General features: G+C 52.5%; 14 protein-coding genes and 2 pseudogenes. 6 read left to right on the forward strand and 10 right to left on the reverse strand.

Translation table 11 applies throughout. From position 1 onward, the window contains the following. The first annotated feature begins 173 nt into the window (after window positions 1-173). From yiaY to I6L54_RS02130, 4 genes are all read left to right on the forward strand, one after another. Entirely contained in the window at window positions 174-1,325 is a 1,152-nt protein-coding gene (yiaY, locus tag I6L54_RS02115) for an L-threonine dehydrogenase (RefSeq protein WP_040231601.1), read from the forward strand. A gap of 92 nt (window positions 1,326-1,417) precedes the next feature. Beyond that, window positions 1,418-2,956, forward strand: a complete 1,539-nt coding sequence (gene aldB, locus I6L54_RS02120; RefSeq protein WP_003837670.1) for an aldehyde dehydrogenase AldB — start codon at window positions 1,418-1,420, stop codon at window positions 2,954-2,956. Between the two features lie 184 nt (window positions 2,957-3,140). Next, complete coding sequence (locus I6L54_RS02125; protein ID WP_005120498.1) at window positions 3,141-3,464, forward strand: DUF3302 domain-containing protein; 324 nt, start codon at window positions 3,141-3,143, stop codon at window positions 3,462-3,464. 5 nt (window positions 3,465-3,469) lie between these two features. Continuing rightward, a complete protein-coding gene (locus I6L54_RS02130; RefSeq protein ID WP_005120499.1) occupies window positions 3,470-4,606 on the forward strand; it encodes an HlyD family secretion protein in 1,137 nt (378 codons plus the stop codon). Between the two features lie 17 nt (window positions 4,607-4,623). Here I6L54_RS02130 and I6L54_RS02135 read toward each other — a convergent pair whose 3' ends face one another. Next, entirely contained in the window at window positions 4,624-5,577 is a 954-nt protein-coding gene (locus tag I6L54_RS02135; RefSeq protein WP_005120500.1) for a LysR family transcriptional regulator, read from the reverse strand. Between the two features lie 121 nt (window positions 5,578-5,698). Here I6L54_RS02135 and I6L54_RS02140 point away from each other — a divergent pair, with 121 nt between their 5' ends. Then, complete coding sequence (locus I6L54_RS02140) at window positions 5,699-6,439, forward strand: MipA/OmpV family protein (RefSeq protein ID WP_040231602.1); 741 nt, start codon at window positions 5,699-5,701, stop codon at window positions 6,437-6,439. 95 nt (window positions 6,440-6,534) lie between these two features. On the opposite strand, the pseudogene I6L54_RS24535 reads toward I6L54_RS02140, so the two are convergent. Next, window positions 6,535-6,662 (reverse strand): annotated as a pseudogene (locus tag I6L54_RS24535) (hypothetical protein); the annotation flags it as partial. Between I6L54_RS24535 and I6L54_RS02145 the strand changes: the two are divergent. Beyond that, window positions 6,663-6,899, forward strand: a pseudogene (locus tag I6L54_RS02145) (helix-turn-helix domain-containing protein); the annotation flags it as partial. 4 nt (window positions 6,900-6,903) lie between these two features. Here the strand turns inward: I6L54_RS02145 and araD are convergent. The 8 genes from araD to yiaK form a co-directional block, all read right to left on the reverse strand. Continuing rightward, window positions 6,904-7,599 (reverse strand): L-ribulose-5-phosphate 4-epimerase, encoded by a 696-nt coding sequence (gene araD / locus I6L54_RS02150; RefSeq protein WP_005120504.1) that lies wholly within the window; start codon window positions 7,597-7,599, stop codon window positions 6,904-6,906. Next, the gene (locus tag I6L54_RS02155; RefSeq protein WP_040231605.1) at window positions 7,593-8,453 is read right to left on the reverse strand and encodes an L-ribulose-5-phosphate 3-epimerase; all 861 of its coding nucleotides are present in this window, start codon (window positions 8,451-8,453) and stop codon (window positions 7,593-7,595) included. The genes araD and I6L54_RS02155 overlap by 7 nt, the downstream gene beginning before the upstream one ends. Next, window positions 8,446-9,108 carry a 3-keto-L-gulonate-6-phosphate decarboxylase UlaD gene (gene ulaD / locus I6L54_RS02160; RefSeq protein ID WP_040231774.1) on the reverse strand — a complete coding sequence of 221 codons (663 nt, stop codon included), beginning with the start codon at window positions 9,106-9,108 and terminating at the stop codon, window positions 8,446-8,448. Before ulaD ends, I6L54_RS02155 begins: the two co-directional genes overlap by 8 nt. Continuing rightward, a complete protein-coding gene (locus I6L54_RS02165) occupies window positions 9,108-10,610 on the reverse strand; it encodes an FGGY-family carbohydrate kinase (protein ID WP_005120508.1) in 1,503 nt (500 codons plus the stop codon). Before I6L54_RS02165 ends, ulaD begins: the two co-directional genes overlap by 1 nt. 97 nt (window positions 10,611-10,707) lie before the next feature. Further along, the gene (locus tag I6L54_RS02170; RefSeq protein ID WP_005120509.1) at window positions 10,708-12,027 is read right to left on the reverse strand and encodes an MFS transporter; all 1,320 of its coding nucleotides are present in this window, start codon (window positions 12,025-12,027) and stop codon (window positions 10,708-10,710) included. A 31-nt stretch (window positions 12,028-12,058) separates the two neighbouring features. After that, the gene (locus I6L54_RS02175) at window positions 12,059-12,991 is read right to left on the reverse strand and encodes a DUF4862 family protein (protein WP_040231606.1); all 933 of its coding nucleotides are present in this window, start codon (window positions 12,989-12,991) and stop codon (window positions 12,059-12,061) included. 12 nt (window positions 12,992-13,003) lie between these two features. Beyond that, window positions 13,004-13,468: a YhcH/YjgK/YiaL family protein gene (locus I6L54_RS02180; protein WP_040231608.1), complete on the reverse strand. Its 465-nt coding sequence runs from the start codon at window positions 13,466-13,468 to the stop codon at window positions 13,004-13,006. An 11-nt stretch (window positions 13,469-13,479) separates the two neighbouring features. After that, window positions 13,480-14,478 carry a 3-dehydro-L-gulonate 2-dehydrogenase gene (gene yiaK, locus I6L54_RS02185; RefSeq protein WP_040231609.1) on the reverse strand — a complete coding sequence of 333 codons (999 nt, stop codon included), beginning with the start codon at window positions 14,476-14,478 and terminating at the stop codon, window positions 13,480-13,482. Between the last annotated feature and the right edge of the window lie 171 nt (window positions 14,479-14,649).

Genomic DNA, 14,649 nt, shown 5'->3' on the forward strand with positions numbered 1-14,649 from the left:
AGAAAATAAATGAATTAATACAAAATAGATATTGATTGAAATAAGCACATTAGATTATGAACCTAATGTGCTTTTTAATTTCTAATGTTATTAAAATAACAACCACGATCATATTTTGTTGGGATTATCACTCGTATGCTTCCTGCCTCTTTTGAGTAATTAAGGATCGTATAATGGCTGCTTCAACATTTTTTATTCCTTCCGTGAATGTAATTGGCGCTGGTTCATTAAAAGACGCAATGAATACAATGGCGGAATATGGTTTTCGTCGTACGTTAATTGTCACGGATGCCATGCTGGCGAAATTAGGTATGGCGAGTGAAATTCAAAAAGCGCTGCAGGAACGTGATATTTTCAGCGTAATTTACGATGGTACGCATCCTAATCCGACAACCAGCAACGTTGCCGCAGGTCTGCAAATGTTGAAAGAACACGACTGTGATAGCGTAATTTCCCTTGGCGGCGGTTCCCCACACGATTGTGCGAAAGGCATTGCGCTGGTGGCGGCTAACGGCGGCGATATTCGCGATTACGAAGGCGTAGACCGTTCTGCAAAACCGCAGTTGCCGATGATCGCCATTAACACCACCGCGGGCACGGCATCAGAGATGACCCGTTTCTGCATCATTACTGATGAAGTACGCCACATTAAAATGGCGATTGTCGATAAGCACGTTACGCCGCTGCTGTCGGTTAATGACTCCTCGCTGATGGTCGGCATGCCGAAGTCGCTGACGGCGGCAACCGGTATGGATGCGTTGACCCACGCGATTGAAGCCTACGTGTCGATTGCTGCCACGCCGATTACCGATGCGTGTGCGCTGAAAGCGGTCACCATGATTGCGCAAAACCTGCCGGTCGCCGTTGAAGAGGGCAGCAATGCTCAGGCGCGCGAAGCCATGGCCTATGCGCAGTTCCTCGCGGGCATGGCCTTTAACAACGCCTCTCTGGGTTACGTACACGCCATGGCGCACCAGTTGGGTGGCTTCTACGATCTGCCGCACGGCGTATGTAATGCCGTACTGCTGCCGCATGTACAGGTATTTAATAGTAAAGTTGCTGCTGCCCGCCTGCGCGATTGCGCGGCGGCAATGGGCGTGAACGTTGCGGGTTTGAGCACAGAGCAAGGGGCGGAAGCCTGCATCACGGCGATCCGCGAGCTGGCGCAGAAAGTGAATATTCCGGCCGGTCTGCGTGAGCTGAACGTGAAGGACGAGGATATTGCCGTACTGGCGACCAATGCCCTGAAAGATGCCTGCGGTTTCACTAACCCGATTCAGGCGACTCATGAAGAAATCATGGCGATTTATCGCGCTGCCATGTAATTCGTGATACCTGTCGTAAAGCAGTAAATGGCTGGCGAATAATTCGCCAGCCCCGTCTACCCTTGTAGTACCCCTACAGCAAGGAGACGGTCATGACCAACAACCCCCCTTCAACGCGTATTTATCCCGGCGAGTATGGTTACCCTCTGAAGTTAAAAGCCCGATACGATAACTTTATCGGCGGTGACTGGGTCGCCCCGGTGGACGGCGAGTATTACCAAAACCTGACGCCGGTTACCGGGCAATTACTGTGCGAAGTGGCCTCTTCCGGCAAAAAGGATATCGATCTGGCACTGGATGCCGCGCACAAAGTAAAAGACAAGTGGGCACAGACATCCGTGCAGGACAGGGCGGCGATTCTGTTCAAAATCGCCGACCGTATGGAGCAAAACCTGGAACTGCTGGCGACGGCAGAAACCTGGGATAACGGTAAACCCATTCGTGAAACCAGCGCGGCAGACGTGCCGCTGGCGATTGATCATTTCCGCTATTTCGCTTCCTGTATTCGTGCGCAGGAAGGGGGAATAAGCGAAGTTGATAGCGAGACCGTGGCGTATCACTTCCATGAGCCTCTTGGTGTGGTAGGACAAATTATTCCGTGGAACTTCCCCCTGCTGATGGCCAGTTGGAAGATGGCGCCTGCGCTGGCGGCGGGTAACTGCGTGGTGCTTAAACCTGCGCGCCTGACGCCGCTGTCCGTACTGTTGCTGATGGAAGTCATCGGCGATCTGCTCCCGCCTGGCGTGGTGAACGTGGTAAACGGCGCGGGTGGGGAGATCGGTGAGTATCTGGCGACGTCAAAACGTATTGCGAAAGTGGCGTTTACCGGCTCAACGGAAGTCGGCCAGCAGATCATGCAGTACGCTACGCAGAATATTATTCCTGTCACGCTGGAGCTCGGCGGCAAGTCGCCAAATATCTTCTTTGCCGACGTTATGGATGAAGAAGATGCGTTCTTTGATAAAGCGCTGGAAGGCTTTGCGTTGTTTGCCTTCAACCAGGGTGAAGTCTGTACCTGCCCGAGCCGTGCGCTGGTGCAGGAGTCCATTTACGAACGTTTTATGGAGCGAGCCATTCGCCGCGTGGAGAGTATCCGCAGCGGTAACCCGCTCGATAGCGTAACGCAGATGGGAGCGCAGGTGTCGCATGGTCAACTGGAAACCATTCTGAATTACATTGATATCGGTAAGAAAGAAGGAGCGGATGTTCTCACCGGCGGGCGGCGCAAGCAGCTGGATGGCGAGTTAAAAGAGGGTTATTACCTTGAGCCGACCATTCTGTTTGGCAAGAACAACATGCGGGTTTTCCAGGAAGAGATCTTCGGCCCGGTGCTGGCCGTCACGACCTTCAAAACCATGGAAGAGGCGCTGGAAATCGCCAATGACACTCAATATGGACTAGGCGCTGGCGTCTGGAGCCGTAACGGTAATTTGGCGTACAAGATGGGCCGTGGGATTCAGGCGGGGCGTGTATGGACCAACTGCTACCATGCTTACCCGGCACATGCGGCGTTCGGCGGCTATAAGCAATCGGGCATCGGACGCGAGACGCATAAGATGATGCTTGAGCATTATCAGCAAACCAAGTGCCTGCTGGTGAGCTACTCGGATAAACCTCTGGGACTGTTTTAATTTCTCGTCACTTATTGCCCGGTTTTGCGCCGGGCATATCTTTATTCTGCAGTTATATATAAACCCATATGTCGTTATATAAATAAGATAATTGCACTCCATATACATACTCATCTACTATCATTCAATCTATTTGTTAATCTAAATAGAGTTCTTATTTGTTATTTCAATCTCTGAGGCAAATATGTTTCTTGATTATTTTGCATTAGGAGTGCTTGTTTTTGTATTCCTGGTCATTTTTTATGGGGTTATTATTCTGCATGATATTCCCTATCTGATTGCAAAAAAACGTAATCATCCTCATGCCGACGCAATACATGTCGCGGGTTGGGTGAGTTTGTTTACCTTACATGTTATTTGGCCCTTTTTGTGGATCTGGGCAACACTGTATCGCCCGGAGCGCGGCTGGGGTATGCAGAGTGCGGACTCTTCTCTTATTCAACTGCAGGAACGGGTAGCCGATCTGGAAAAGAAACTGGGTGAGGTTAAGACCTATCCGGCGGAGTAATATTGATGGATTTACTCATCGTTTTGACCTATGTGGCGTGTGCATGGTCAATATTTAAAATTTTTAAAATACCTGTCAATAAATGGACAGTACCGACAGCAGCATTGGGCGGTATATTTATTGTGTGCGGACTGATATTACTGATGAATTATAACCATCCGTATACCTTTAAGGCGCAAAAGGCGGTCATTTCTATTCCCGTAGTACCGCAGGTGACGGGGGTCGTGACGGAAGTGACGGATAAGAAGAATACGCTGATCAACAAAGGCGAGGTGCTGTTTAAACTTAATCCGGGGCGTTATCAGGCGCGGGTTGATCGCCTGAAAGCCGATATTGTCACCGCACAACACAAAGAGCAGGCGCTGGTGGCGCGGCTGGACGAAATGAAAGCTAACACGCAGCGGGCAAAGGCTACCCGTGACAAGCTGGCGAAAGATTACCAGCGTTATGCGCAGGGGAGTCAGGCGAAGGTGAATCCTTTTTCTGAACACGATATCGATGCGGCGCGGCAAAACTATCTGGCGCAGGAAGCATCGGTGAAATCCTCTGTCGCGGAGCAGCAGCAAATACAGAGCCAGTTAGACAGCCTGATACTGGGCGAGAATTCGCAAATTGCCAGTCTGAAAGCGCAGTTAGCCGAAGCGGAGTTCAACCTGGACCAGACCGTGGTTCGCGCGCCCAGTGATGGCTATGTTACGCAGGTGCTGATGCGCCCGGGAACCTATGCCGCCGCGCTGCCTATGCGTCCGGTGATGGTGTTTATCCCGGATCAAAAACGGCAAATTATCGCCCAGTTCCGTCAAAACTCGCTGCTGCGTCTGGAACCTGGCGATGAAGCTGAAGTGGTATTTAACGCGCTGCCGGGTAAGGTATTTCGCGGTAAACTGGCTGCGATTAGTCCGGCTGTGCCGGGTGGTACATACCAGTCGAATGGGGCGCTGCAATCTTTAAATTCCACGCCCGGTTCGGAAGGGGTGATCGCCACGATTGAGCTGAATGATAATGCGGAGGTTAGCGCGTTACCTGATGGGATTTACGCTCAGGTCGCCGTTTATTCAGACCACTTCGAACATGTGTCCGTCATGCGCAAAGTCTTGTTGCGAATGACCAGTTGGGTACATTATCTGTATCTTGACCACTAAATATCCCCAGGTCTCGTTTACTCAGGCTGCAGATATCGCGCCTGAGTAAGCTGCTGGCGAATCTCATTTAACATTTCATCCAGTATGTACTGCACTCGCCAGGGCTGATATTCACGTTTGCGGAAAATAGCCACCAGATCCAGCCACCATTCATGCTGTTCAGAAAAGCACGGCTTCAGCAGCCCAGATTGGATATCGGCTTTTACACTTTCATTTGGCGCAAACACAATGCCCAGATGGTTTCGCGCCAACGACAGCGCAGATTGCGTATTGTCGCAAACATAATTACCCGTTACGCGATAGTCATGCATTTGTTTGCCATCGGAGGAAGAGAATCGCCAAATGTTGGCATCATCAATCATCATGGAATCAATCAGAATACAGGAGTGATGCTCAAGTTCTTCAGGAGTGCTGATGGGATGTTGGGCCAGGTATTGATTACTGGCGAAAGCGGTAACCACATATTTGGTAATAAAACTGGCGACCAAAGATTCATCTTTTGGATGTGCATAGGTAATTAAAACATCACAGTCATCAGGAAATTCGACTCCTTCATAAAAGGCTTTACGTTCCAGATTAGATGTTTTTAGCGAGAGACTAATATCGCCGATATCCTGAATTTTTGCGATCACATGTTGCGATAAATAAGCAATGATGCCCGTTGGAGCATATACCGTGACACGACCACGTTTTTCATGCTTATAATCAGCTATGAAATTATTAAGTTGGTTGTTCCTGTCCAGCATGTCATTGATATAGGGAAGCAGTGCCGTGCCAAACGGAGTAAGGGTGAGTTGTCGGGTGGTTCTGTCGAAAACCTTTAACCCTACTTTTGATTCAAAGTCAGCAAGATATTTACTGACGTTGGCTTGCGCAATGCCGAGGATAGTCGCTGCGTGGCTGATGTTTTCACTGGCAGCGATTACCGAGATAATCTTCAACTCCCGGTGTTTGAGTTGTAATTTATTCATCGCAAAGCCCAATATATATATGATTTTATATATTACTATATAAATATGAATGTTGCATCGATGAAATTGTAAGCATTATTATGCACGCGCTTTGTAGCTTATTTTAAAATGGAAAGTTGGCATGTTAACTAAACGCAATGTTGTGGCGCTAATTGCTTTTTCTTTTATGGCGAGTGCATCAGCCGCAGAATTTTCTCTTGGCGCTGGGGCTGTATATAACGAATCACCTTATCGCGGATATAATGATAATGTTCATGCCGCACCGCTGGTCAGTTATGAAAGTGAATCTTTTTATTTTAGACAAACAACCTTAGGGTATATATTGTCAAAAAGTAAAAGCAATGAATTTAGCGTAACTGCGTCCTGGATGCCGCTTCAATTTGACCCTGCCGATAACGACGATCATGCGATGAAACAGCTCGATAAGCGTGACAGTACCGCAATGGTCGGCGCTGCCTGGTATCATCATGAACAATGGGGCAGCTTAAAAGTATCCGCAGCTGCAGATGTTCTGGATAACAGCAACGGCTGGGTTGGAGAAATGTCTCTGTTCCGTCAAATGCCGATGGGCAAACTGATGTTAACCCCGGCGGTTGGCGTGCTCTACTATGACGAAAACTTTAACGAATATTATTACGGCATCTCTGGCAATGAATCCCGCCGTAGCGGGTTATCAAGTTATTCCCCAGGGGACAGCTGGACACCCTATGTTGCGCTGACCGCGAAATATCCGTTAACCGCTAACCTGACGTTGCTGGCCAGCGCCAACTATAGCGTGCTACCGGATGATATTAAAAATAGCCCGATGGTCGATCGCGACGACAGCTTCACTTTCCTGTCAGGGGTGAGCTGGCGTTTCTGATTCTCACCCGTTTGTCCTCAGGGAGGAGGGCAATCTTTTCAGTACGCCAGGCCGGATAAAGCGCGAAGCGTCGGCGCTACTTTGCTTCACGCCTTCCTGCCAGGCTCGGCTGAGTCGATGGTGATTTTTACCTGCTCATGCCACGGATAATCGCCGCTAATGCGTAATTTGAGCGTCCTGTTCTCAAGGGAACTTCCATGCTATTACCCACGTACATTTTGATTTACAGCGTGTTTTTCGTGGCGCTTTCCGGCTGACGTTAATCGAAGCGTTGCATCGCCAGCGGGTGAGAGCGGCAGAAAAACTGTTGATCAGTGATTTGTTGTCGCTTACCGAAGTGGCGATGAAATGTGGGTTTAATGACGTGGGCTAGTTTCGCAAAATCTTCCGCAAACACACCAGCCTGACGCCCGCGGCGTGGAAACGGCGCTATTGCAAAGAACATATCAATAGCGCCTGACCCGTTATTGCCCGTAATACGCATTCGCCCCGTGTTTGCGCAGATAATGTTTATCCAGCAGCTCAGACTGCATATCCGGCAACTGCGGGGCCAACTGGCGAGAGAACAGCCCCATGTAGGCGCACTCTTCGAGCACCACGGCGTTATGCACCGCGTCTGCCGCGTTTTTACCCCAGGCGAACGGTCCGTGGGAGTGCACCAATACCGCCGGAACCTGCAGTGGATTGAGATCGCGCTGCTCGAAGGTCTGAATGATCACCTCTCCGGTTTGATATTCATATTCGCCGTTGATCTCTTCAGTGGTCATCAGACGCGTACATGGAATAGAACCATAGAAATAATCGGCATGGGTGGTGCCCCATGCCGGGAGATCCAGACCCGCCTGCGACCAGATCGTCGCGTGGCGAGAATGGGTATGGACGATCCCGCCGATCTGTGGATAACGACGGTACAGCGCCAGATGGGTTGGCGTGTCGGACGACGGTTTTTTACTGCCTTCCACCACGTTGCCGCTGGCAATATCCACCACCACCATATCGTCGGCAGTCATCACCTCATATTCCACGCCGGATGGCTTAATCACCATCAGTTTACGTGTTTCATCCACTGCGCTGACGTTGCCCCAGGTAAAGGTCACTAAACCATGTGCCGGGAGCGCCAGGTTGGCCGCCAGCACCTCGGCTCTCAGTTGTTCTAACATGGAAATCCTCCTTCCTGCATGCGTGCTTCTATCCAGCGCCGTGCCTGGATAATTTCCAGTACCGGCTCTTTCGCTTTTTCAGTCCACATTTCAATCAGAAACGACCCGCGATAGTTCAGCTGATGCAGCGTTTTGAAGATGCCAACAAAGTCCACGCACCCTTCGCCAAACGGCACATCGCGAAACTGGCCCGGATGGGTTTCGGTTACCGGCAACGTGTCTTTCAGGTGGATAGCAGCGATGCGGTCAATACCCAGCGTCAATTCGGCCGTGACGTCATTCCCCCAGGCGCTGAGGTTACCGACGTCCGGATAGACGGTGAACCACGGCGAGGACAACATCTGGTCCCACTTTTTCCACTTGCTGATCGAGTTCATAAACGCGGTATCCATGATTTCTACCGCCAGCATCACCTGCGCGGCGGCGGCCTGCTCCACTGCCCATGCCAGTCCTTCGGCAAAGCGCTGCTGCGTGCCTGCGTCATGTTCTTCGTAATAGACGTCGTAACCTGCGAGTTGAATGGTGCGAATACCTAAATCGCGCGCCAGGCGAATGGCTTTGCTCATTATTTCTCGCGCCCGCTCACGCACGGTTTCATCGCGGCTGCCAAAGGGAAAACGACGGTGGGCTGACAGGCACATTGACGGGATCGCCACGCCTGTTTCCAGTATCGCGCTGACTAACGATGCGCGCTGTGTTGCGCTCCAGTCGAGACGTGACAGGCGCTCATCGGTTTCATCCACCGACATTTCGACAAAATCAAAACCGCAGCTTTTTGCCAGCACCAGCCGTTCTGGCCAGCTGAGGTCTTTGGCGAGTGCTTTCTCATAGATACCTAATGGATGATTACGCATGCTGTGTTCCCCAGATAGCGTCGATTTGCGCATGGAATTCGCCAGCAACCTGCGCTGGGTTTTGCGCTCCCGCCAGCGCACGCCCGGCAATAAAGGCTTTCACGTTAATATCGCGGAATAACGGCAGATCGGCGGGGGTGATCCCACCGGTAATCGACAGTTCCAGGCCGATATCGGAAAGCGCCTTCATGCGCGCCAGATCCGCTTCTCCCCACTGTTGTCCGCTGGCCTGAGCATCGCGCCCGCGATGGTAAATCGCCTGGCGAACGCCAACGCGATACCAGTCGCGGGCATCATCCAGCGTCCAGTTACCGAACAGCTCCATCTGAATTTTGCCGCCGCAGGACTGCGCGATGCCATGACCTTTCTCTACCGTCGCCAGCGGCGCAGCGCAGATGATGGTCATCCAGTTGGCACCTGCGCCAAAGGCTTGCTGCGCGAGGGTTTCGCCCGCATCGGCCACTTTCCAGTCGGCGACGATGATTTTATTCGGGCACTGAGCGCGCAGGGCTTTCACGGCGCGCAGCCCTTCGGTTAAGCAGAGAATCGTCCCCGCCTCAACGATATCGACGCTTTCGTGTAGCAGAGCGACGTCGCGTTGTGCGGCTTCAAGGCTGGTGTGGTCGAGCGCCAGTTGTAGTAATGGTCGACTCATCATTCGTGCTCCTTAATGCGGGCGTGGTAGCCCTGTAGTGCGGTAATTAAATCCAGATATTGGCGGTATTTACGCTGGTAGCTCGCCTGCGCGGCGGTGTCCGGCAATAGCGTGCGCACCGGGTGCTGTAGGCTGCGCTGGGCGTCGCTGAAGTTGGAATAAACGCCGGTGCCGACGCGGGCGGCGAGCGCAGCGCCAAAGCAACCGGTCTCTTCAATCTGCGGCAATTCGATACGTAAACCGCTGACGTCTGCCAGCATCTGCATCCAGATGTCGGAGTGCGCCGGGCCGCCGGTGACGCGCAGGGTATGTGCCTTCGTAAAGCGTTCGCGCATGCGGTTGAGGTGGGTCATGTGGCTGAAAACCACGCCTTCGTAGATGGCCTGCAATAAGTGGGCGCGAGTGTGTATCGCCTGCATGCCATAAAAGCCGCTGGTCATCTCCAGCCCGGCGTTGCTGCCGTACAAAAAGGGCAGGAAGAAAAGCTCGCTACCGGCTTTCGGTAAGCTGGCAACGGCCTGATTGATCTCAGCAAAAGAGAGTTCGCCCCACTGGGCGGTAAACCATTCCAGATTGCCGGAAGAGGTCGGACTGGCTTCGTGAACAATGTACTGCCCGTCGTTGACATAGCGCCCATAGACATAGGGATGGGCCTCGTGGTCGCGCAGGCCGTGAGCGATCCCGCTGGTGACGGCCCAGGTACCCATCACCGCGTTGAGGGTGTATTCATCTTCGATACCGGCGCAGAGTGCGGTGGAAACCACATCAAACAGTCCGCCGACGACGGGCGTGCCCGCCGCCAGACCGGTTATGGCGGCTGTCTGAGCGGTGATTTCCCCGCATATTTCTGCTGAGCCGACAATCGGCGGCAGCGCATTGTCGATCTCACTGATGCCCAGCCACTGGGTCAGGCGCGAGTCGTACTGACCCGAAGTCATGTTGTAGAGGTTCGACTCGGAGATATTGCTTTCTTCGCAGCCTTTGACGCCGGTTAAGCACCAGCGCAGATAGTCATGGCCCATCATGATGCAGCCAATTTGCGCGTAACGTTGGGGTTGATTCTCTTTCACCCAGCGCAGCAATGATGCCGGGTGCCCGGTCCATAACGTCTGGCGGGTGACCGGGTAGAGCTGCTCGGGAATTCCATCCTGCTGCCAGCGCTGGACGATTTCCATCGCCCGGCGGTCGGAAGAGAGGATGGCATTGCCCAGCGGTTTATCCTGCTTATCGAGAAGGAACAGGCCTTTGCCCTGAGCGGAAATACCGACACCTTTGATTTGATCGCCGCAGACGCCGGTGCGTGCTAACAGCCCGGCGATCGTGGCTACACACTGTTGCCACAGCTGGTGCATATCGCGTTCGGCGTAACCGGGCAATGGCGATGCGGTCTGCAACGATTGCCGGTTAATGCCATGCTCATGACCTTTGGCGTCATACAACCCGGCTTTCAGATACGTACCACCACAATCAATGCCCAGCCAGAAGGTCTCTTTCTCACTCATCTTGTTATCTCATTTTTGCCGGATGGCGCTGCGCTTATCCGGCCTACGACGGTTGCAGCTTGTAGGCCCGGTAAGCGAAGCGCCACCGGGCATTGTTTTACGCTGTACGTTTATGTGGATTCAGTGTCTTTAGCGGAGCGGCACCGGCGTCGCATTTGGCTGGCAGCAGCAGCGCCATCAGCGCGGCCAGAGCCAGTGAGATAGCCAGGCAGTAAACCCCCGCATCTTTGCTATACAGGGTGATGAGTACGCCGACCGCATAAGGACCGCAGAAGCCGCCGAGGTTGCCCAGCGCGTTGATGACTCCACGCGCGCCACCGGCCATTTCCGCACTGAACAAACGCGCCGGAATGGTCCAGAACACGCCCGCTGCCGATTGCAGGAAGAAGCCGCAGCCGACCAGCGCGGCATAAGCCAGCCAGACGTTATTTTTCAGCGCCACGGAAAGGAACATGCACAGGGCAAAGCCAATCAATGGCAGGCAGACGAACAGCTTGCGTTTGCCGGTGCGGTCAGAAAGAGAAGAGAACAGGAACATCCCGGCAATGGCCCCGACGTACGGCAGAATGGCGAGCATACCGACCTGTCCCATGCTGCTGTGCGTCAACTCTTTGAGGATGGTCGGCAGCCACAGGGTGTAACCGTAAATCCCGGTCTGATAGAAGAAGTTCAGCGCGATGAGCTGCCACATGGTTTTATCGGAAAGCACCGCGCCCAGAGAGGCATTTTTGACTTCGGTTCCGGCAATGGCTTTTTGTTCGGCGGCCAGCGTTTCGACCAGATAATTTTTCTCGGCCTCAGAGATCCAGCGCGCCTCCTGTGGACGGTCGTAAACGGTATAGGCCCACAACACCAGTACAACGACGGAAAGCAAACCTTCAATAATGAACAGCCAGCGCCAGTCGAGAACGGTGATTATCCAGCCTGAGAGCGGGGCGGTAATGATCCCGGCAATCGGCACAAACATAATCACGATCGCATTGGCGCGACCACGCTCGGCGTCGGGGAACCAGTTACTGATCATCGTCAGCACCACCGGCAGCATGCCGCCTTCGGCAACGCCGAGTAAAAAGCGCAGAACCAGCAGTTGGTACTGATTAGTGATTAACCCCGTGAGGACGGAAATCACCGCCCAGGCAACCAGCGACCAGCCGATAAATTTCTTGCCGCTGCCGTGAACGGCAATTTTTCCACCGGGAACCTGTAAAAACAGATAACCGATAAAGAAAATACCGCCCGCCAGTCCTGCCATGGTGGCGGAAATACCTAATTCGGCATCCATACCGCCCGGCATCGCGAAGGCGATATTGACGCGGTCCATATAAGAAATAATACAGGCGATTAAAATAGGTGGAATAATCCGCAGCCAGCGCTGACGGGGTATATCTTTGAGTGTAGGGCGAGAGGTCATGTTCATATTAATATTCTCGTAGAGTAATGTGCTATTTTTATAATTTTGTTTTATTTAATGTCGCAATGCCGTCGCGCAATATTGCTACGCGATGGTTCACATCTGCATTGGCGTTTATTTCCAGCAATTTTATACCGGCAAATTGCAGTGGTTCGGCTTCTGCGCAGGCGAATAATTCGCGGGCATGGTCGGTGGTCATCAGGCTTTGTGGGCAGAACGGGGCAAATGGGGCATGTAAGTCCTGCCACTCGCCGTAGTCTCCCGTTATTGTGGTGCCGGAGAACATCAACGCGCCCAGTTTTCCAGCCCGTTTGGCCTGCTGTGTGTGGGTCAGCGCCAGAGCGGGGTTCTGTCCTTCAATGGCCGATCGCGCCCAGTTAATGCACACGCTGATGTCATACCCGGCAATGACCTCCAGCACATTGTCTAACGGCAGAAAGCCTTTGCGTGGCGCAATGCCGGTCATGGCATCGCAATGTTCCAGCACCAGATCGCAGGACCAGTCCCAGGAGGTAATCTCTTTCAGCGAACGGGCAAACGCGTCGGTGGCCTGCGCAACATTTGGATTGCTGGCATTGGGTGCGGCATGCAACTCCAGCGCAATCACTTTTCCGGCGTGGATTGCATTGATATGGTTGATTTTCTGCTGCAGATGACGGTAATACGCTACGCAGGCTGTACGCTGTTCTTCGTCGCTGGAAGCCAGCCCAAAAGCGCTGTTTGCGCCGCGACGGCGCATGGTTTCCATAATGGCGGTGACCACGATTTGCCAGTCGCCCGGCGTATGACGCAATAACCATTCGTCGCCTAACGGGTGAAGATGTTCAAGGCAGGGCTGCTCCAGACCGCGAATATCCGGGGTATCGGCGAGCAGCCGCCAGAATTCCTTCTCTTCCTCTTCACTCTTTTGGTGAAATGAGGGTGCACAGGGGTACGCACCGATAATATAACCGGCATTATTAACGCTCATGTTGTGCTCCTTTTATAAAACTGAAATAGCAACCTTCACAACTATTTTGCGGATCGCCGTGGCGACAGTTTTATGACATGCAGGGCGGTGAACATCCTGCGGGAAAAATATGGCGTAGCTTCCCGGAACCATTTCGATGAATGATTCATGTTCGCTGGCGTGATAAAAAATAATATCGCGCTGTTCTAATAACGATTCGCTGATTGGGTTATTCCCGGTATCAATCGCGATACCGATTTTTTCTTCACCCCAGGCCAGAAACTGAATATCCAGGTAGCGGCGATGCACTTCCGGGCGATTTGCGGCAACATCACGCGTGGTTAAATCGATAATCTGCGCGAAGATATTTTTACCGTCGATTTCCACCACGCCCGGTTCCAGTTTGCGGAAGTCTGTGCTACGCAGAAAGTCGAGCGCCCTTTCAATCGCCGCGGGTAAACGACACGGGTTAGGCTGAGCGATATGTCCAAAGATCATACTCTGACTCCTTACAACGCCTGAATTTTGGCCCAGACGCTGTCATCAACGGTGATACCGTTGCGGCGGTTTTCTTCCAGCAGCTTGGTAAACTCGTGGCCCGGCAGGCGGACAGGCGTGTTTTCATCTGCGCGTTCAGCGGCGGTGATGAAATCCATAATGCGCTGCAGTTTGGCGTCGCGGGTGGCGCCGTCGATCAGCTTGTCTACTTCAATGGCGATGAAAATCTGTGAAACGCCATATTCATCGCTGTTGTCCTGGGTGACCTCAGCCACGGAAGAACCGTCTGAAAGCAGGGTGGCGATCATATCCAGCACAATCGACAGACCTGAACCTTTCCAGTAACCCATTGGCAAGATACGGCGATTTTTCTCGATAACGCCAGGTTCTCTGGTGAGATTACCTTTATCGTCGAACCCGCCGTCCACCGGCAGTTCACGGCCCGCCAGACGGTTAACTTCCAGCATGCCGTAGGAGAACATCGACATCGACATATCGACCATGGTGATCGGCGTGGAGGGGATGGCAACAATCAGCGGGTTAGTGCCGATGCAGCACTCTTTAGAACCCCATGCAGGCATCACGGCAATGGAGTTGGTCCAGCAGATACCGATGTAGCCTTTCTCCGCCGCTTGCCAGCCATAGCTGCCGCCGCGCATCCAGTGGTTGGCGTTACGCAGCGCGACCAGGCCAATACCGTGATCGGAGGCCAGTTCAATGGCACGATCCATCATCTTTTTCGCCGTCAAATTGCCGATCGAACGTTGGGCATCCCACTGCTCAATTGCCCCCAGGCTGGTAATGCGCTGCGGTTTGGCCTCAGGAATGATGTCACCGTTATCCAGTTGCTGAATGAAACGGGGAAAACGGTTGACGCCGTGCGAATACACACCGGACTCGGTGGTACGGGCAAACATTTCGGCACAGGCATCGGCGGTTTCAGCGGCGATACCGCGTGCCAGCAGAACCCGATTGAACGCTTCTTTCAACTGCTCAAAAGTGACTTTCATTCCTGTTTCCTTGTTTAAATTTGATCGCTTTTTTATCTCTAAATTTCACTATGCGAAATCTGATTTCAAATATAGCGATCAAATTTTGACAGATCAACGGGGTGCCATGTTTTTTAAAATCATTAAAATCAAATGGTTGTATTTTTTCGGTTCAGATCGTGAACTGAAACA

This window comes from Citrobacter pasteurii (assembly GCF_019047765.1).
GTDB lineage: Bacteria > Pseudomonadota > Gammaproteobacteria > Enterobacterales > Enterobacteriaceae > Citrobacter > Citrobacter pasteurii.